Source organism: Niallia sp. FSL K6-0212, assembly GCF_038007605.1.
GTDB classification, from domain to species: domain Bacteria; phylum Bacillota; class Bacilli; order Bacillales; family Cytobacillaceae; genus Niallia; species Niallia circulans.
The window spans coordinates 3,863,913-3,883,492 of record NZ_JBBOXL010000001.1; the positions used below are offsets into that span (position 1 = coordinate 3,863,913).

Below are 19,580 nucleotides of genomic sequence, written 5' to 3' on the forward strand. Positions count from 1 at the left end.
AGTGTACAATAGAACAACTTATACCGATCTTGTTGTTCCATAGCGAAAGGCGAGATAACATATTGGATATAACATTATCGTAAAAGAAATACAGATAAGTACAAATTCCGGTGTTAATAATGGATCAAAGAGTGTTAACGGAATAATCTTAAAGACAATGGAACTCATAAGTAATAGATTAGGAACTAAAGAAATACAAAATGTCTTCAGTAAAAGTTTTTTTCCGCCAAGACCAAATTCCTTTCCCACTTCATATCCAAGTAAAAGCCAAAAGAATAAGTAAAGAACAATAAGAAAAAAAGGAATACTGGTTAAGAGTGACCATAATTTACTGATTGTTGGATTGGATAAGCGATGATAAATGACCGTCAAACTAATTCCGCCGACAAAGAAAAACAAATTAGCAAAAAAGAAATTCCATTGCGTTTTTTTCGCAGTCATGTTTAACTCTTCTTGATACATGGCGGCAATCTCTAGTGGTGTTCCTAATCTTTGGATTGCCAAAATTAACGCTTCTTCTTCTGAACATTGTTTTTCGAAAGCAATATCTTCCAACATGTCTACTAGATGTAGCTCATACTCCATGCATATTTCTTCTGTTTGCTCATGATCTTGGAGTAAATCCCGCAGCTGTTTCATGTAGGATTCTTTTGAAGAAATCATATTCCTTTTCTCCCAATCACTTTATCAATCGTTTGCACAAAGTTTTTCCATTCTGTTGTTTTTTGCTCCAATATTTGCTGACCAGAATCGGTAATTCGGTAATATTTCCTTGCTGGTCCTTTTTCTGATTCTTTCCAGAAAGATTCTACATATTCCTGTTTTTCTAATTTATGCAGAGCAGGATATAAAGTCCCTTCTTTTACTTGCAAAGAATAATCACTTCTTTTTTCCATTTCTTTGACAAGTTCATATCCATACATTTCTTTTTCTGCTAACAGCTGTAGAAGTATTAAAGATGTACTTCCTTTTACTAGCTCTCTATTGAACATATTTTCACCTACCTAGAATTAAAATGTACTTTGTTAGTATTGTATCGTTCCTATCGCTATAATGCAATATAAAATAGGACTCTCCAATCTAATTTTTTCCTCCGTCTATGCCTTTAAAGACTAGGAATCTTAATTTAGCCACTGATTATTGTTTAGCGAAAGAATTGGTTCGCTTCCTTCGATTTCTTTTTTCAAAACGCTATTCCCTAAATACTGAATAAAAAAACCCGAATAATTATGCGAGTATCCATTATTTGAACTGCCCCCTGTCAAGTAGACAGTGGAAATAATAAAAAAGATCTAAGCGGCTTTAACTCTATATTCCATAGGGCTAAGGCCGTTTAATCGTTTTTGATATCTATTGTTATTATAAAATTGGATATAGTCATCTATCGCAAGAGAAAGTTCCTCAAAGGTCTTATATTTGTGTAAATAATACTTTTCGCATTTCAGTGTCCCCCAAAAAGACTCCATTGGACCATTATCAATACACTTTCCAACTCGTGACATACTGTGTGTTATCTCTGCCTCGTCTACTTTAAGCTTAAAACCTTTTGAAGTATACTGATACCCTCGATCACTATGGATAATTGGATGTTCTTCCTCCAATAAAAGTACGGTTGCTTGATCAAGCGTTTGGAATACAAGTTCATTATTATTCGAATGTCCTAAAACATAGCTAACAATGGATCCATCATAAAGATCCCGAATGGCACTTAAATATGCCTTCTTTGATGAACCATACTTAAATTCTGTCACATCCGTCACCCACTTTTCATTTGGTTTTGTTGCGGTAAATTCCCGATTTAAGATATTCTCTGCCACTTGTTGGGGAACGGAGCGTTTATAACGTTTTTTCTTGATACGAATGATCGAGCGTAAGCCAACCACTTTCATTAGTCGATAAATTCTTTTATGATTCAATCTTTCTTTAAACTGTCTATTCATGTGAAGGGTCATTTGGCGATAACCGAAGATGCCCTCCACTTTTTCATGGAGAATTTTCATCTCTTTCATGATTTTCTCATTCAATAGCTCTTGAGAAGAAGGAACGCGATGAAGCCACTTATAATAGGCGGATCGTGCAATTCCCGCTATTTCACTCAGTAATTGAATGCTTATATTCTCTTCCTGATGGATCTCTTGAATAGCGATATACTTATCCTCCGATTGGATTTGACTTATTTTTGCCTCCTTTCGATCTCCTCTAACTTTTTTAAAAATAAGTTTTCTGCACGTAATCGCTCATTTTCTCTTTCTAACTTCTTCATTTGAAGAGTTATTTTCTCCTCTTGAGTTAGCTCGGATTCCTCTTTCGTAGAACCACGCCTATCTTTCAATGCATCTACTCCGCCATCTTCATACTTCTTAACCCATTGATAGATTTGTTGATAAGAAACCTGATGAGTATTAGCTGCTTCTTGATAGTCTTTTTTGTTCCCTAAACAATCTAGCACAATTTGTATTCGTTCTTCCCAAGTCGTTTTTCTTCCCTTAGTCATAGAGCTCGTCCTTCCTTGTGACGTATCTTTTATTTCACTATGACTATTATACTTCTTAATCCACCTTCTAAGGACAGATGGATCTGATATTTCATACATTCTCGTAATTTCACGAATCGAGTAATTTCCAGAGGCATAATCTTGAATAGCGGATAACTTTAGTTCTTTAGAATACTTTTTCCAGGAAGAAGTCTCTTTTAGTCCTTCTAAACCGAATGTATCAAATTTATATTTCCATTCCAAAACGGTAGAAAAGTGCACCTTATAAATCGATGAAACTTGGAGTGACGAATTTACTTCCCCTAAAGCTTTCACTATTTGATATTTCTCTTCTACAGAATAAGATTTTCTAGGCATAAAAATACTCCCCTACAAGTAACCAGATTTTTATTTTTTAATCTGTCTACCTATAGGGGAGCATATCAATTTATGATACTCGCATAATTTTCGGGTCTAATTTAGAATGGAGTACTTATAACCCACCTCTGATCTTTAACAGGAAAATATCCCCTGCAAATTTTACAAGAATGATTATATTAGAGATAAAATAACAGGCAATGTTATTAAACTAGCTAATGTGCTAAAAAAGGTTGCACTTGATACAAAATCAGGTTCTGTTCCATATTGGACAGCATAAAGGGTTGTGTTTGCTGCTGCTGGCATTCCAGCAAGCAGAATCATTATTTGCTTTAATATTTCATCTACTGGCAAAATAAGCGTCAGCAGCCATGCAATAACTGGCGAAACTATAAGTTTAAGTAACAATGAAATAGATAGAGGGCGATAAGAAATATTTTTTATACGGACATTAGCAAGTTGTATTCCTAAAACAAGCATGACGGTTGGAATGGCCGCATTGCCAACTAGCTTAATTGCCTCAAGCATCGTTGCTCCAATCGGTAGATTAAGAGAATGCAAGACTGCTCCTAGAATTGCCCCATACATAACTGGTACTTTTAATACTTTTTTTAAAGTATCTTTCCCATTTCCATCATCAACAGAGCCTTTTGCTGCATAATAAACACCAATCGTAACCATAATTAATTGCTGAATAACCATTAAGATAACTGCATAGTGCAAGCCTGGCTCTCCGAAAACAAATAAAACGAGCGGAGTGCCATAATTACCGTTGTTCATAAATGCCGAGGATAGTATCATTCCGCATGTCTTTCTTACCGAATAACCTCTAATAAATCCAATAATGTAAACAATCGCGACAATACTTAATACTAACGTTAATGCGTACAGTGTCATATACAAATAGTCCATTGTAAAAGTTGTTTCATAAAAAACACTAAAAGACAACAATGGCGTCATCAAATAGACAGATACAGCCGAAACAGATTTTATATCAATATGAAGCATCTTTTGTCCAATGAAACCAACGGAAAAAATAAAAAAAATAGGTAATAAAATACTTAAATATTCCAATAACATCATCCAATCTTCGTGAACTATGACATACCCTGGTGTAACTGCCAGCAATTAATTTCTAACTTGACCTTCTCCATAAATAAAATATTTAAAGGATGTTAAGGCATTTAATCCCATTGGACCTCTAGCATGCAGTTTTTGCGTACTGATTCCAATCTCCGCCCCATACCCAAATTCAAATCCATCTGTAAATCTTGTACTCGCATTATGATAGACTGCTGCAGCATCTACTCCAGATAAAAAAGTTTCTGCATTTTCAATATTTTCAGTAATAATCGCTTCTGAATGCTTAGTACCATAAGTATTAATATGGTTAATTGCTTCTGTAACTCCATCTACTATTTTTATACTTACTTTCAAAGCAGAGTATTCCGTATACCAATCTTCTTCTGTCGCTTTTTTTGCAAAAGAAAAAGTAGTGCAGACAGTGTCATCTCCATAAATCTCCACACCATTTTGATGTAGTGCTTCTAAAAGAGCTAATCCATATTGAGCAAACCATTTGGTTTCGATTAAAATAGTCTCTAAGGCATTGCATACAGATGGACGCTGTGTTTTACCGTTCAAACTAATCGTAAGTGCCATTTTCAACTCTGCGGTTTCATCAATAAATAAATGGCAATTGCCTGCACCTGTTTCAATAACTGGAACGGTTGCTTCTTTTACTACCGTATCAATTAACCCTTTGCCGCCACGAGGGATTAGTACATCTAAAAATTCTTTTAAATGAAATAGTTCTTTCGCTGTTTCTCTGCTTGTATCTTCAATTAGCTGGACGGCTTCTTTTGGAATTGCGGATTTCTCCAGTGCACGATGGATTGTATCAACAAGAGCCAGATTTGATTGCTTAGCAGATGAACTTCCTCTTAAGACAATACTATTCCCTGTTTTCAGAGCAAGACTTGCTGCATCAATCGTTACATTTGGTCTCGCCTCATAAATCATTCCCATTACGCCAATTGGCACAGTTTTCTTAATAATTTTTAAGCCATTTTCTTTTTCAATTTTTTCTACCACAACACCGACTGGATCATTTAGTTTAATTAACTCTTTTAGTGCTAAGGCCATATTATTAATCCGTTTTTCATCCAGCATAATTCGATCTAAAACAGAAAGAGATAGATCATTTTCTTTCCCGTTTTCAAGATCTATTTTATTAGCTTTTATAATTAAATCTTGGTCCTCTATTAATTGCTGGCTAATAAGGGATAAAGCTGCATTTTTCTGTTCCGTTGTCTTATTTAATAATTGATAACTTGCATTCTTTGCTAATTTACCTTTTTGATATACTTCGCCCATTTTCCATCTCTCCTTTTTATAATTTCACCCATTTATCACGATGAATAACTTCGATTTTTGGATGTTTTATCATTGTTTTTTCTTCTGCTCTTTGTGTAATAATAGCTTTTAGCTCTTCTGAAGAATAGAGTACTTCCCCTTTTCCGATAACTCCTTTTTCACCATAGACTTCGACAACATTTCCTTTTTCAAAGAGCCCTTCGACTTTATAAATACCAGCTGGCAGCAAGCTCCCACCTTTATTTAGCAAGGCCATTTCTGCCCCTTCATCCACATAGAGACTGCCTTCAACGGTAGAATGGAGGGATATCCATTGTCGATTATTGTTAATAGATGATAAAGCATCTGAACCAATATAGGTTCCGTCTCCCTTCCCCTCTATAATATCGATGAGCTTCTTCTCTCCCTCGCCTTTTCCAATAAAAACCTTTACTCCTAAGGAATTAGCTGTTTCTGCAGCAATCAACTTTGATTTCATGCCACCAGTTCCAATCTTTGAACCAGATCCTTTAGCAGCATTCTTCCATTCCACCGTTATTTCAGGCAAATAATCAATCCGTTTTGCTGAAGGATCTTCTTTTGGATTTTTGTCATATAAGCCATTAATATCTGTGAGAATCATTAACTGATCGGCATGGACAAGTCCACTAACAAGGGCAGACAACATATCATTGTCTCCAAACGTTAATTCTTCTACAGATACGGTGTCATTCTCATTTATAATTGGTAAGATATTTCTTTCTAATAATTCCGTTAATGTAGAATAAGCATTTCGGTAGCGATCACGTTTGGAAAAATCATTTCTTGTTAGTAATACTTGAGCGGGAACAATCCCAAACTTACTTAATTGTTCATTATAGCTTTGAATTAGCAAGCTTTGACCAACTGCTGCTGCTGCCTGTTTCCCTTTCAATGTAACCGGTCTTGAAGGATAGCCGAGTTTTCCAAAGCCCGCAGCCACTGCTCCTGAAGATACTAAAAGTACTTCATGACCATATTCTCTTAATTTTGCAATGCTTGCGATATGGTCACTTAGCTTTGATTGATCGATTGCACCTTTTGTATCTGTAAGAGAGCTGCTCCCGATTTTTACAACAATTCTTTTCTTCTCCATTTGATTTCCTCCGTACTAAGTTAATCCGAATTCACCCAATTAAAAAAGCTCATTTTCATCCTCATAAAAGGACGAAAATGAGCTTTCCGTGGTACCACCTTAATTGAACCAATATACAAATTGATTCCACTTTGTCTGATAACGCAAGAAATGCGCCTACTGCAGCAGGACTTGAAAGGCAGGTTCTGTGTTCTTTCATTATGAAGTCTTTCAGCTTATAAACTTCACTCTCTTTTATGAAAGGTTCTCACATACTAATCCTTTCGCTTCGTTCGATTTTCTTTTTTCTAATTATAAGCAGTTTTCACTATTGTTTCAATCGTTTTTTGAAATTTATAAGAATAGCCAAAAATTTTTTGTTCTATTTATCAGTAAGAGATTATTTTTTTATCCCAGCCATTTCTTTTTTTAAGGCCCATTTTCTGATAGCATAAGCGACACCATTATCATTATTCGTAAAGGTAACAACATCTGCTGTCTGTTTCACTATATCTTGTGCATTTCCCATGGCAACGCCTATTCCTGCTTCTTTAATCATGCTAATATCATTTAAACTGTCTCCAGCCGCTAATACTTGATCCATTGTAATATCTAGAAGCTCACACACTTTTTTAAGTCCTTTTGCTTTATTTATACCAAGCGCATTGACCTCAATATTTACTGGAGAAGAATTGCTGATTTCAAAGCATTTTTTCTCGTTTAAGCTAGTTAATACTTGTTCACGAACTTTATCATCTTCTATATGATAGCCAAATTTGAGCCATTCTGATTTATTGATGTCTTCCGGCATTTCATCTACCCAGACTTTCTCACAACTAGCAGCCCACATTTTCGCTTTATGCTGTTGTGCTAGTTCCCACATCCATTGGATATTGCTTGCATCAACAAGATTTCTTTCGATTAAATTACCATTCATATCCCATATTTCACTACCATTTACTGTTATTAGATAAGAGTTTAATAACAAACTTTTTGCATGATCTCTACATGTTGCAATAGTTCGACCAGTACTTAATACAACATGCAGTCCTTGTTCATGAGCCTCTTTAATCGCTTTTTTATTTTCTTCTGGAATTTCTCCTTTTTCGTCTAATAAAGTACCGTCCATATCTAGTGCGATTAATTTAATCTCTTTGTCTTCTAACCTCTTTGTCATTTTGCTGTTCCTCCTAATGATTATTTTTAGAAGTGATAGCCAAAAAACACGACTGTCAGAATTTCCGCATTCTTAAGCTGTATATTTATCTTTTTTTACCATAACTTAGATTTTTGAAACAGAACTTGTTCATTCTATGCGAAATAAACTGTTTGCAATAATCCTTAAAATTTTTTGCGAATCAACGTAATAACAAAATTCAAATCATTTCTTCTGACTAACATAATCAACTTCTAAATTTACCTTCCCTACTCATTAACATAGTATAACGAATGGGGATAAAAAAGTAAAAAATTCCGATAAGTCTAACAAAACTTCATAAAATCATTAGGATTTTAACAAAATTTTTACCTTTCCTTCAACATACGATCATAACATTTATGAAGATGCTTCCATGCTTCTATTTATGTGTATTTTTTTACTTGAATATACACTATGTAAAACCATTCCGAACATAACTAAACAGATACCAAAAAAACTTAAATGACTAGGTAAGGGGGCAGAAAGAAATAGAACTTCTCCTATTAAGGCAAATAAAACTTCTAATGATTGTGTTGCCTCTACCGCTCCTAATTTAATCAAATTGTCTTTTACTAAATCTGTTGCGGCAAAAAATAAGATAGTAGCAATTATCCCGGAAAATATGGCGACTATGGCCGACTGAAACACTTGCTGCTTACTCGGTAATCCTACTGTGTACGCGCCAACACCTGATAATAGAACCCAAAAAGGAATACTAGCTGCAGTCATACCTAATACCCTTTGAAATACATCTAATCTCCCATCACACACCTCCATCATCTTCCGGTTACCTAGTGGGTAGGCAAAGGATGCAATAAGAATTGGAATAAGGCAAAATAATGCATTCTTCAAGGAAATGGATACGGCAAATTCAAGCTGCATAATGATAATACCTAAGACAATTAACATAGAAAAGGTTAAGCTCTTAAAAGGAATTTTCCTTCTCATATTTTGAATACTGCCGTTTTTATCCCTTTTTTGCTCATAAAAAAAGGGAGCAAGCAATGTTCCAGATATAATAGTCAGCTGCCATGTTCCTGCTACCAGCCAACCAGGTCCATATGCCCCTGCCAAACAAATACCTCCATAAAACAAGCCAAATCCTACTGTACTCCAAAGGATCCAAGGAACTGGATTCCTTCTTAATTCTATCCATACTGCTGTTAAATTCCTTCTCCATCCAACTATTAGGAGCAATAACGGGACCATAAAAAAATAACGCAGAGAAGCACTCCAAATCCAGCTTCCTCCTCCTATTTCCATAGACTGATTTATTACAAAAGTAAACGCAAAAAATAAAGCTGCAAATATCCCTAAAATGATTGGCCTCAATTGTTACCCTCCCTTATTTTTGTTAATCAAAAAACTTATATCCAATATATCGCATATTGGATATTAATAACAATAATTTTTTCATTTCCTTCTAAACTATGTTTTTTGTGTTATTTAATTGTGGATGCTTCTTGTTGTGACCAAATCATAAAAAAAGGTCTGTACCTTTAAATGTACAGACCATACGATTATCGTTGATATTGAACACGATGAAGGTTAGCAAAAATACCATTACGCTCTAATAATTCATCATGCTTTCCTTCTTCTTCTATCCCATTTTCAGTAACTACTACAATGCGATCAGCATTACGAATAGTTGCAAGCCGATGAGCAATAATTAATGTAGTTCGATTTTTAGCTAGTTCATTTAAAGAATTTTGAATAATTAATTCTGTTTCTGTATCAAGGGCAGAAGTTGCTTCATCCAATATTAAAATTGGCGGGTTCTTTAAGAACATCCGAGCGATGGCAATCCTTTGTTTTTGACCACCAGAAAGCTTTAATCCTCTTTCCCCAATTTGGGTTTCATAGCCATCTGGTAATTTAAGCACTAACTCTTCCAAATGCGCTCTTCTTACTGCCTCGTAAATTTCTTCATCTGTAGCATGTAAATTTCCATACGCTATATTTTCTTTCAGCGTACCTGTAAATAAAAAGACATCTTGCTGTACGATTCCAATTTGTGATCTTAATGAACTCATTGTCATATCACGAATATCGATACCATCAATTTTAATACTACCACTATTTACATCATAAAAACGTGGTATTAATGAACAAATAGTTGTCTTTCCGGCTCCGGATGGACCTACAAAAGCAATTGTTTCACCAGCAGCAATGGAAAGATTGATATTTTTCAAGACAGGATTTTTATCATAACTAAAGGATACATCATTTAAATGGATATTTCCTTTTAATGATTCTACTTCAATTGCATCTTCCCGATCTTGGATTTTTGGTTCAGTATCTAACAACTCCAAGAACCGTTTAAATCCTGCCATTCCTTTCGGATAGAGTTCCAAAATCGCACTAATCTTATCAATCGGTTTTTGCAGTATATTTACAAAAAGGATAAAAGATACTAATTCGCCAATTTTCATCTGATTATTAAAAGTTAACCATGCACCAAATACTAGCACGACTAATGTGAAAAATCGCATTAACATATAAACCGAAGAAGAAGTAATCGACATTACTTTATATGCACCGATTTTGGCTTTACGGAATCTTCGGTTATTCACTGTAAATCGTGAAATCTCAAATTCTTCATTTGTAAATGATTGTACAACACGCACACCAGATACACTATCTTCCACTCTTGCATTGACATCTGCAATATCTCCATACATTTGTCCCCAAGCTTTGTTCATGCTTCGGTTACAGTATGTAATTAACCAAACAAGAATTGGAACAATAAAAATAACGATAAGTGCTAGTTTAATATTAATCGTAAGCATGATCCAAAATGCTCCGACAAATGTCATAATGGCAATAAATAAATCCTCTGGTCCATGATGGGCCAGTTCTCCAATATCAAATAAATCATTGGTAATCCGACTCATAATATGTCCCGTTTTCGTATTATCAAAAAAAGAAAAGGATTGTCTTTGCACATGAGTAAATAATTGACCTCTCATATCTGTTTCAATATTAATCCCTAATTTATGTCCCCAAAAGTTAACAATGTATTGAAGAAAAGTACTTATACCATATAATAGCAGCAAACCCACACCTACAGATAAAATACTACTCCAATTTCCTTCTGGAAGAAGTTCATCAATATACCAAGAAACGGCAAGTGGAAATGCCAGCTCTAATAAAGCAACCACTATTGCACTGGAGAAGTCGAGCGTAAATAATTTTTTATGTGGCTTATAATATGTAAAAAAGCGTTTTATCATAATCTTTCTCCTTCACTCCTATCGTTTTAATTACCGTTTTACCAAATAACTAGTTTTTCTCCCTTTTTTTTATTGTTGCAAGATACTATTCTTCCTTTACTTCGATTTTCCCATAGTAAAAAATGTAATCTTTTACCAGATTCGAACGTAATGAGAATCATTATTGATTATATTAGCAATTTACTTTTTCTACAAGAAAAATATTTATCATTTCGAAATAATTAAAGAGGAATAGGAAAATAGGAGTAACGACTGATTGCATATTTTTATTTTTAAAAAAGGAAAAAATTAATTTAGTTAATATTCTTTATTTTTAGATTATTCCATTAATTACTCTTTTTTCTTTAGTAGTTTTTAGTATAATAGATAGAAAGAAGAACTGCCTTTAAATATTAGCTAATCTTGAAAAATGGTATCTTAATGTATCATGTATTCTATGTTCTATAAAGGAGCGTGTTTTTTTGGATTATCATCTCTTAACCTTTGTAACCGTTGCTGAAAAACTGAATTTTACGAGAGCCGCAGAAAGCTTACATATTACGCAATCAGCAGTAACACTTTCTATTAAAGCCTTGGAAAAAAAATATAATGTTACCTTCCTAGACAGAACGAATAAGTATGTAAAACTCACTAAAGCAGGCGAACTCTTTTATTTTCATGCTAAGAAAATTTTATCGGAGTACAAAGAAGTAAATGATTTAATAGAACACCTTTCCGAAAAAAAGAGCCGTCCTCTCACCATCGGTTCAAGCTTTACATTTGGAGAGTATTTACTGCCAAAAATAATGGCTAAAAATGTAAGAATCAACAAAAATCAAGAGAAACCAATGATAAGTATTAGAAATTCCAACCGTATTGTTGATCAACTATTACGTGGAGAAATTGATTTAGGCATCATTGATAGTCCTTTAAAAACACACCCTCACCTCTCCATTACACCTTTTAAAGAAGATGAATTAGTAATCATCGTCAGTAAAAATCATCGATTTGCAAATGAAACATTTGTGGAATTAAGCGATTTATATGAGGAAACTTGGATTTTAAGAGAAGAGGATTCCGGAACGAGGCAGATTATTAATCAGTTTTTTCATGATCAGGCATTCTCCCCGCCGGTGATTCGGTCATTTGGGAGCATACAGATTATTAAAGAATCAATCGAAGCTGATTTAGGCATTTCTATTCTCTCTAAATATGCTATTCAAAAAGAAATTTTCATGGGGAGTCTAAAAATATTACGGATAAAAAATAGACCAATCACCAGATATTTTTCCTATATTATTCCGGAATTTTCTTTTAAACAACATGCAGTTTCCCCGCTGATCAAGGCGCTGACCAAAGAAAATAAACGATTATATCAAAATATAAATTTGGGGAATAATATGTAGTTGAATTCCAGATTTTATATTCGCAAACAAGATTGTCGAAATTGATAGATGCAAAAAGTAAAGAGCACTTTTAAAAATACGGAAATGAACAATTATATATTTTTAGCAACTATTCAAAAAGAATTGTAACAAGGCGAAATAGCCATTCTATTAAAATATATAATCCCTTTGTTAAGCTAAAAGCTAATTATGAGTTTTATATAGAATACTTTCTTCTAATTTTTCTCAAAAGAGTATTAAAAATCCCCAAAAATATTTATTTAATGGAAAAAAATAGAGCAGCCTGAATACACCAAGACTCCCTGTGGGATAGGGTAACAGCTAGCCCAACGGAAAACGAAGTGTATTCAAGCTGCTGGTAAATAAACAGCAGCCCTCACTAAAACCTTCTTTTATATCCTAAACAAATAAAGAATTTTGCAATTTTTTTTCATATTGTTCACTATTATCACTAAATAAAACACATATGTCCCAACCTTAAATAGCAGGTAATGTATTCCCTTTTTTACTAGCAGCTATTAACGCTTTTATTTCTTCTAATTTATTTTCTGAAAATAGTTGTACAATTTTACTTCCTACAATGACACCATCACAATATTCTATCATGCTCATAACATGTTCAGGAGAAGAAATTCCAAATCCAGCCAGAACCGGGATAGGACTGACTTCCTTAACCTTTAATAAATGGGCTCCTAAATGATCATGGAAGCTTGAGCGAGATCCCGTTATTCCGGTAACAGTTACAGCATATAAAAAGCCATTTCCTTTTTTGGCAATTTTTTCGATACGATCTAAGGGACTTGTTAAGGTTACTAATCGAATTATTTCCACACGATATTTTGCTGCTGCTTCTTCTAATAATACTTCTTCTTCAACAGGCAGATCAGGAACGATTAATCCATTAATCGCTGCTTCTTCACAATCCTGAAAAAATTTCTCTACTCCATAGGCTAAAATAGGGTTTAAATAAGTCATGATAACAAGCGGAATATTCGTTAACCCTCTAAATGACTGTATAGTTTCTAAAACACCTTTAAGCGTAGTGCCCGCTTGAAGAGAACGAATCCCTGCTGCTTGAATAATAGGTCCATCCGCAACTGGATCAGAAAATGGAATACCAAGTTCAATAGCTGTTGCACCTGCTTCTTCTAGGAAAAGTACTTTCTCCTTTAATGTTTCCAGTCCTCCATCTCCAGCCATGATATATGGAACAAACGCTTTATCCCCTTTATCAAGTACCGCTTTAAAGGCTGCTTCAATTGTTATCATCCTCTTACTCCCCCATTCTTTCCATAACTGTATTTACATCCTTATCTCCTCTACCAGATAAACAAACAATAATTCCTTCCTCTTTATTCATCTTCGCTGCCAGTTTTACTGCATAGCTGATGGCATGTGCACTTTCTAAAGCAGGGATAATCCCTTCAACCTTACAAAGTAATTGAAGTGCTTCGAAGGCTTCGTCATCTGTAACAGATTCATAGATAGCACGACCGATATCATGTAGGAAGCTATGTTCAGGACCAATCCCAGGATAATCTAAGCCAGCTGAAATAGAGTGTGCTTCTTGGATTTGACCGTCTTCGTTTTGCAATAAGTACATATTAGAACCATGCAAAACACCTGGTTTTCCTTTCGACAATGACGCAGCATGTTTATCTGTATCAAGACCATGTCCTGAAGCCTCTACTCCATATAAAGCAACATTTTCCTCCTCAATAAATGGGTAAAAGATTCCCATTGCATTACTACCGCCGCCGATACATGCCACAATCGCCTCAGGTAGCCTGCCGATTTTTTCGATGTATTGTTTTTTCGCTTCTTTACCAATAACACTTTGAAAGTCACGTACCATCATCGGAAATGGATGTGGTCCCATAACAGATCCAAGAATATAATGAGTATCTATCACATTTGTTACCCAATAACGTAAAGCTTCATTACATGCGTCCTTTAAGGTAGCACTTCCAGATGTAACACCAACAACCTTTGCGCCTAACAACTCCATTCGAAAGACATTTAATTTCTGTCTTCGTATGTCCTCTTCTCCCATGAAAATCGTACATTCTAAGTTTAATAGAGCACATGCTGTCGCTGTTGCTACTCCATGCTGGCCAGCTCCTGTTTCTGCGACAACCTTCTTTTTGCCCATTCTTTTTGCAAGGAGCGCCTGCCCAAGAGAGTTGTTGATTTTATGAGCACCAGTATGATTTAGATCCTCTCTTTTCAAATAGATTTTTGCACCGCCAGCATATTTTGTAAGATTTTCTGCATAATATAGCGGTGTTTCTCTGCCTACATAGTCCTTTAAGAGATTATTTAATTCTTCATGAAAAGCGGGATCTTCTTGTGCCTTTTTATATTCCGCTTCAAGTTCTGTTACTGCCAGCATCAGTGTTTCCGGAACATATCTTCCTCCATACATTCCAAAATGGCCGCTTTGATCTGGATAAACATAAGTTTCTGTCATAATAAGCTCCCTCTTTTCTTAAATTTGAACAGTTTTTGCTAATTCTAAAAATACTCTTATTTTTTCTAAATCTTTCTCGCCATCTGTCTCCACGCCGCTGCTTACATCGACCATGAATGGATGGGTGGTTTCTATTGCTTCCGTAAGATTATTTTCGTTTAGCCCGCCGGCAAGAATAACTTTCTTATTGCCAAAGTCATAACCCTTTATCAAATTCCAATCAAACGCTATTCCATTTCCGCCGTGATACTTTCCTCTCGGGCTATCAAGTAGTGCATAGTCACAAGGATAAGCTGCCACTTGTTTTAAATCCTCTGGCGTGGAAATACTAAATGCTTTAATGATTGGCAAGGAAAAACTTGCTGCGAATTCTGCCGTTTCATCACCATGAAGTTGAATTATATTGATTCCTGTAACATTCACAATTTTCATTATATTCTCTTTGGACTCATTGACAAAAACGCCTACCTTCATTAAGTCTTTAGGAAGAGTAGCGATAATATCCTTAGCCTGTTTTTCACTTATTTTTCTTTTACTATTTGCAAATACAAAACCAATTGCACTTGCACCATAGCTAACAGCACATGCTGCTGCTTCTATTGTCGTAATTCCGCAAATTTTTACATTCATTCTATCTCCGCCCTTATAGACACTTTCATTTCTTTCATTTTCGTTTCAAGATCCGCTGCTTTCATAAAACTTTCCCCAACTAAAATAGCATTTGCTCCGCTACCACTAACTTTTTGGATATCTGCATATGTGGAGATGCCGCTTTCACTAATCATATACCTGCCACTTTCTTTGATTTTTCCTGCCAGCTTCTCGGTAGTATCTAATGTTACTTCAAATGTTTTTAAATTCCGATTGTTGACCCCAATTAATTCGGCCTTCGTCTTTAAAGCTCTTTCTAACTCTTCTTCATTATGAACCTCTAATAACACTTCAAGTCCAATATCTGTTGCATACGTATATAACTCATGAAGTTCTTTATCTTTTAAAGCTGCAGCAATTAATAGGATAATGTCCGCTCCATAATATTTCGCAAAATCAATTTGGATTTTATCGACGATAAAATCCTTGCAGAGAATCGGCAGATTTACTGTTTCTCTTACTTCCGCCAAATCCTCATATGTTCCTTTGAAAAATGGTGTATCCGTTAAGACAGAAATGGCATCTGCACCATATATTTCATACATTTTCGTCTGTTCCTTAGGATCTTTATCGATATTTATATCCCCTTTTGATGGGGACGCCCGTTTAAACTCAGCTATAATTGCTAAGTTTTCCGCATCCTTCAATTTCTCTATAAAGGATCTTTTTTTAAAAGAATGCTTCTTCGTATGCAGTACTTCCTTTCTCTCATAAAGATCAGCAATTGTTTCTCTTTTTTTGGTAATAATTTTATCTAATATGGTTGTCACTTAAATCCCTGCCCCTTCCAATTCTTTACTAACCTCTACTAATTGGTTTAATTTATAAAGTGCTGCTCCAGAATCAATGCTTTCCTTTGCTAAATGCACTCCCTCTCCAATACTTTCCGCTCTTCCTGCTGTATAAATGCCAATGCCTGCGTTTAACAGGATCGTATCTCGATAAGCACCTTTTTCTCCTTTTAACACTTTTAATAAAATTGCTGCATTTTCCTTTGCATCGCCTCCACGTATTTGATCATTTGTATAATAGGGAAGATTAACATCATCTGGAGTAAGAATGGTTTTCTCTATTCTTCCATCTTGTAAAATGACAAGTTGATTACTACCTTGTAGGGAAGCTTCATCCATTCCACCTGCTCCATTTAATACTACCGCTCGTTTTCTACCAAGTTTCCGTAAGCTTTCCGCAAAAGTAAGTAATAAATCGCTTCTGTATATTCCTAACACCTGGCTTTCTAAAGAAATTGGATTAGTTAATGGACCAATCAGATTAAATATAGTTGGAAGTTTTAATTCTCGTCGAACCTTCATTATTCTGCCCATTTTCGGCTGCACATGTTGTGCGAATAAGAAAGTGATTCCTACTTCTTCTAATTGCTGCATATTTTGTTCTGGAGTAACATTTAACTTAATGCCAAGCTCTTCTAATACATCCGCACTTCCTGTCTTACTAGATATACTGCGATTTCCGTGTTTAGCGACAGGAATTCCAGCTCCAGCTAACACAAATGCCGAAGTGCTGCTAATATTAAAGCTTTGTGATTTGTCTCCACCTGTACCACAATTATCGATACACCCACTGACTGGTTCAGCAAAAGACAAGGTTTGTTTACGAACGGCTTTTACAATACCCACGATTTCTTCCACTGTTTCTCCCTTCATTTTTAAACTGGTCATAAAAGCAGCAATTTCTGTATCGGTAATGTCATCAGAAAAAAGAAGATCCGCAGCTCCTTCCATTTCTGTTTCAGTTAATGACTTATTCGCCATGATTTTCTCCACATAGTGTTTCATCTCTGCACTTCCTTTCGAGTTTCATTGATAAAATTTTGCAATAATTGCTTCCCGCTCTCAGTCCCGACCGATTCTGGATGAAATTGATAGCCATACAGGGGATAATCTTTATGTTTGATCGCCATAATTTCATGGTCATCAGTTGAACTAGCCAAAACCTCAAAGTCATTCGTTAATGTATCCTTTTTTATAACAAGAGAGTGATAACGCATCACCTCAATCGGTTCCTCCAAAGCATGGAAAAAGGGGTGACCAGTAACTTGTAATGTCGATGTTTTTCCATGCATGACATTTACTGCCTTCACTATCTCTGAACCAAAGGCATAACCAATTGCCTGATGCCCTAAGCAAATCCCTAATATGGGAAATTCCCGATAAAGGGATTGGATAAGTTCAATTAATATGCCTGCATTTTCTGGCCTGCCTGGTCCAGGAGACAAAACAATGCCATGAGGATTTAATGTCCGAATTTCCTCTATAGTTATTTCATCATTTCGAACAACCTTTATCTCTTCTCCCAACTCCCCTAAATATTGAAATAAGTTATACGTAAAAGAATCATAATTATCGACTAATAAAATCATGTTGTCCCTCCAAAAATAATTTTAATTTATGGATTGTTTCTTCATATTCCTTTTCTGGGATGGAGTCGTGAACAATTCCAGCACCAGCTTGAATGTATGCCTTTTTGTCTTTAATAACCATCGTACGGATAGCTAAAGCAAAGTCCATATTCCCATTTTGGGAAAAATAGCCAACAGCACCGGAATAAATACCTCGCTTTGTTCCTTCTAATTCATTTATAATTTGCATTGCTCTAATTTTAGGTGCACCTGACACTGTCCCTGCAGGCAAGCAAGCAATTAGGGCATCTACACATGAGTAATCCTTCTTTAAATCTCCACTAACTTCTGATACAAGGTGCATAACATGCTTAAACTTTTCTACTTTTATATACTTATCAACAGAAACACTGCCAAAATTACTCACTTTGCCAACATCATTCCTTGCTAAATCAACAAGCATTTTATGTTCCGCTAATTCTTTTTCATCTAGCAGTAAATCTTGTTCTAACTGAGCATCCTCTTCCTTCGTCTTACCTCTAGGTCTTGTACCTGCAATAGGATTGGTAATGACGTTGCCATTTATAGTTTTAATCAAGCTCTCAGGCGAACTTCCAAGCACTGCATAATCTGCAAAATCAAAGAAATACATATATGGGGACTGATTTTTGATACGCAGTTTACGATAATAAGAAAAGGGCGATCCTTCTATCTTAGCTGTCATTCTCTGCGAAGGAACTACTTGAAAGATGTCTCCTTCTAAAATATAATGCTTTGCTTTCTTCACTTTCTCCATAAATTGTTCTTTCGATATACTCGCTTGAAAGGGAGTTAACTTTACCTCAGGTGATTCTTCTTTAAATGGTGCTGTAATCTCTAACTTTCTTATCTGCAGGCGGAACTTTAACTCTTTTTCCGTTGTAGTGTCTTTTAATGGGCTAGCAATTAAATAAACTTTAAGTTCTAAATGATCAAAAATTACTAAATCTTCAAAAAACATAAGATGTACATCTGGGATTCCGATTTCATCCTTTGCTTCTGGGCCAATGTTTTCATAAAGTCTGATATTGTCATACCCAACATATCCAAAAGCACCTGCATTAACTGGCAGTTGAAAGGGAAGTGGCGCTTTTTTTTCAGGCAAAAATTCGCTGATTAAGTCAAGTGCTCTTCCTTTTCTTATTTCTCGCTTTTCCCCTTCCAGAATAGTTGTTTCCAATCCTTTCCCAATAACTTCAAAGGTTGGATCGCAGCCAATGATAGAAAACCTTCCCGAATCTTCGTGTTTTAATGAGCTTTCGAGCAAGAATTTCTTTTTTCCAGATAACCTTTGATAAATACTAATGGGTGTCAGTGTATCTCCTTGGATTTCATCGATTAACAAAATGCTTTTTTCCATCATAAATCCTCCTAGTCAGATGCTTTTGAAAAATGCTCAGCTTTAAAATTCTATAAAAAAAAGTCCCCTATCTGCATGATCATTTGCAAATAGAGGACGATTCATAAACCGCGGTACCACCTCAGGTTAGAGTGAAGCTTCACTCTCTCTTATCGAGTACAATATTATACTCTATCCCGGTAACGGAGGATACCGTCAGGCCATACTTCTTGTTCAAGCCTACACTCAGAAGTCCATTCGGTATAATCAATGTATCGGTTCACACCAGCCACCGACTCTCTTTAACATCTTCTTATACTTACTACTCTTCATCATTGTTTTTTCTATATTTTTTTGAAAATAAAAAAGGGTCTCTCTCCTATAAAAAGGACGAGAAACCCGTGGTGCCACCTTCATTAGCTTAATTAAATCAAGCTCACTTTAAGAAATCAGTCTTATAAGACAAATTTCTGTCTCTTGTAACGATGAGACATTCGCTAAAGCCTACTACAAAAGTTGGTTCGGTTTAGAAGCTCAGAAGTCCATTCTCTTTATCGTCCACACTGGTTCACACCAACCACCAGCT

17 protein-coding genes and 2 other annotated features (1 of these 19 only partly in view) are annotated in these 19,580 nt (G+C 35.3%); of the genes, 1 reads left to right on the top strand and 16 read right to left on the bottom strand.

Annotated features, from left to right (window positions below; all coding sequences use genetic code 11):
- Window positions 1-18 precede the first annotated feature (18 nt).
- From MHH96_RS18355 to MHH96_RS18395, 9 genes are all read right to left on the bottom strand, one after another.
- The gene (locus tag MHH96_RS18355) at window positions 19-663 is read right to left on the bottom strand and encodes a hypothetical protein (protein ID WP_341117837.1); all 645 of its coding nucleotides are present in this window, start codon (window positions 661-663) and stop codon (window positions 19-21) included.
- Window positions 660-992, bottom strand: coding sequence for a PadR family transcriptional regulator (locus MHH96_RS18360; protein ID WP_047940599.1), 333 nt, complete (start codon window positions 990-992; stop codon window positions 660-662). The genes MHH96_RS18355 and MHH96_RS18360 overlap by 4 nt, the downstream gene beginning before the upstream one ends.
- A 300-nt stretch (window positions 993-1,292) precedes the next feature.
- Window positions 1,293-2,851, bottom strand: a protein-coding gene (locus MHH96_RS18365) for an IS3 family transposase (protein ID WP_152680057.1) whose coding sequence is annotated in 2 segments (ribosomal slippage) — window positions 1,293-2,212 and window positions 2,212-2,851 — 1,560 coding nt in all. Because the reading frame shifts where the segments join, the coding sequence is not laid out codon by codon here.
- 174 nt (window positions 2,852-3,025) lie between these two features.
- Entirely contained in the window at window positions 3,026-3,925 is a 900-nt protein-coding gene (locus tag MHH96_RS18370; protein ID WP_341117839.1) for an AEC family transporter, read from the bottom strand.
- A gap of 54 nt (window positions 3,926-3,979) precedes the next feature.
- On the bottom strand, window positions 3,980-5,227 hold the full coding sequence (locus MHH96_RS18375) for a glutamate-5-semialdehyde dehydrogenase (RefSeq protein WP_144546370.1): 1,248 nt from the start codon (window positions 5,225-5,227) through the stop codon (window positions 3,980-3,982).
- A 16-nt stretch (window positions 5,228-5,243) separates the two neighbouring features.
- A complete protein-coding gene (gene proB, locus MHH96_RS18380; RefSeq protein ID WP_047940597.1) occupies window positions 5,244-6,341 on the bottom strand; it encodes a glutamate 5-kinase in 1,098 nt (365 codons plus the stop codon).
- Between the two features lie 379 nt (window positions 6,342-6,720).
- Window positions 6,721-7,497 (bottom strand): Cof-type HAD-IIB family hydrolase, encoded by a 777-nt coding sequence (locus tag MHH96_RS18385; RefSeq protein ID WP_047940596.1) that lies wholly within the window; start codon window positions 7,495-7,497, stop codon window positions 6,721-6,723.
- Window positions 7,498-7,875: 378 nt separating this feature from the next.
- Window positions 7,876-8,850: a DMT family transporter gene (locus MHH96_RS18390; RefSeq protein ID WP_341117841.1), complete on the bottom strand. Its 975-nt coding sequence runs from the start codon at window positions 8,848-8,850 to the stop codon at window positions 7,876-7,878.
- Window positions 8,851-9,038: 188 nt separating this feature from the next.
- Window positions 9,039-10,751 carry an ABC transporter ATP-binding protein gene (locus MHH96_RS18395; protein ID WP_047940594.1) on the bottom strand — a complete coding sequence of 571 codons (1,713 nt, stop codon included), beginning with the start codon at window positions 10,749-10,751 and terminating at the stop codon, window positions 9,039-9,041.
- 461 nt (window positions 10,752-11,212) lie between these two features.
- Between MHH96_RS18395 and MHH96_RS18400 the strand changes: the two genes are divergently transcribed.
- Window positions 11,213-12,136, top strand: a complete 924-nt coding sequence (locus MHH96_RS18400) for a LysR family transcriptional regulator (protein WP_047940593.1) — start codon at window positions 11,213-11,215, stop codon at window positions 12,134-12,136.
- Window positions 12,137-12,613: 477 nt separating this feature from the next.
- Here the strand turns inward: MHH96_RS18400 and trpA are convergent, their stop codons facing one another.
- The 7 genes from trpA to trpE are packed head-to-tail and all read right to left on the bottom strand — an operon-like array spanning window position 12,614 to window position 19,015.
- The gene (gene trpA, locus MHH96_RS18405) at window positions 12,614-13,405 is read right to left on the bottom strand and encodes a tryptophan synthase subunit alpha (RefSeq protein ID WP_095322217.1); all 792 of its coding nucleotides are present in this window, start codon (window positions 13,403-13,405) and stop codon (window positions 12,614-12,616) included.
- Between the two features lie 4 nt (window positions 13,406-13,409).
- Window positions 13,410-14,606 (bottom strand): tryptophan synthase subunit beta, encoded by a 1,197-nt coding sequence (gene trpB / locus MHH96_RS18410; RefSeq protein WP_341117843.1) that lies wholly within the window; start codon window positions 14,604-14,606, stop codon window positions 13,410-13,412.
- Between the two features lie 18 nt (window positions 14,607-14,624).
- Window positions 14,625-15,236: a phosphoribosylanthranilate isomerase gene (locus MHH96_RS18415; protein ID WP_341117844.1), complete on the bottom strand. Its 612-nt coding sequence runs from the start codon at window positions 15,234-15,236 to the stop codon at window positions 14,625-14,627.
- Window positions 15,233-16,027 carry an indole-3-glycerol phosphate synthase TrpC gene (trpC, locus tag MHH96_RS18420; RefSeq protein ID WP_144546364.1) on the bottom strand — a complete coding sequence of 265 codons (795 nt, stop codon included), beginning with the start codon at window positions 16,025-16,027 and terminating at the stop codon, window positions 15,233-15,235. Before trpC ends, MHH96_RS18415 begins: the two co-directional genes overlap by 4 nt.
- On the bottom strand, window positions 16,028-17,053 hold the full coding sequence (gene trpD, locus MHH96_RS18425; protein WP_095257221.1) for an anthranilate phosphoribosyltransferase: 1,026 nt from the start codon (window positions 17,051-17,053) through the stop codon (window positions 16,028-16,030).
- Window positions 17,050-17,637, bottom strand: a complete 588-nt coding sequence (locus MHH96_RS18430) for an anthranilate synthase component II (RefSeq protein WP_095257220.1) — start codon at window positions 17,635-17,637, stop codon at window positions 17,050-17,052. The genes trpD and MHH96_RS18430 overlap by 4 nt, the downstream gene beginning before the upstream one ends.
- A complete protein-coding gene (trpE, locus tag MHH96_RS18435) occupies window positions 17,618-19,015 on the bottom strand; it encodes an anthranilate synthase component I (protein WP_095320909.1) in 1,398 nt (465 codons plus the stop codon). Before trpE ends, MHH96_RS18430 begins: the two co-directional genes overlap by 20 nt.
- Window positions 19,016-19,104: 89 nt before the next feature.
- Window positions 19,105-19,339, bottom strand: a binding site (T-box leader).
- Window positions 19,340-19,377: 38 nt separating this feature from the next.
- Window positions 19,378-19,580: a binding site (T-box leader), on the bottom strand; it runs 46 nt beyond the window's last position.